1 protein-coding gene is annotated in these 261 nt (G+C 67.0%); it reads right to left on the bottom strand.

The genetic code is table 11. The features are described 5' to 3' along the window. On the bottom strand, window positions 1–261 hold a 261-nt coding region (locus SB751_RS32110), incomplete at both ends, for a LysR substrate-binding domain-containing protein (protein ID WP_410749276.1).

Raw genomic sequence — 261 nt, 5'->3', positions numbered from 1 at the left:
CTCGCGATGCCACAGCAGGAATACGTCGACGTCGATCAGCCCGTCGTCGGGCGGCAGGCGCCACAGGCGCTGCTGCGCGACGTCGTCGCGCACGATGTGCTCGGGCAGGCAGCCGATCCCGTAGCCGGCGAAGATCAGCCGCCGCACTTCATCGAGGCTCGGCGACGACGCGACGATGCGTCCGGTGAAGCCTTTCTGATCGCGGAACACGGTGAGCGGCGACAGGCTGTCGCCGATCTGGTCGCTGGTGAAACTGACGAA

The sequence above is a fragment of the Cupriavidus sp. SIMBA_020 genome, assembly GCF_046535395.1.
In the GTDB taxonomy this organism is placed as follows: domain Bacteria; phylum Pseudomonadota; class Gammaproteobacteria; order Burkholderiales; family Burkholderiaceae; genus Cupriavidus; species Cupriavidus campinensis.
The sequence above is the reverse complement of the archived record's forward strand: the minus strand, read 5'-3'. Positions and strand labels throughout refer to the sequence as shown.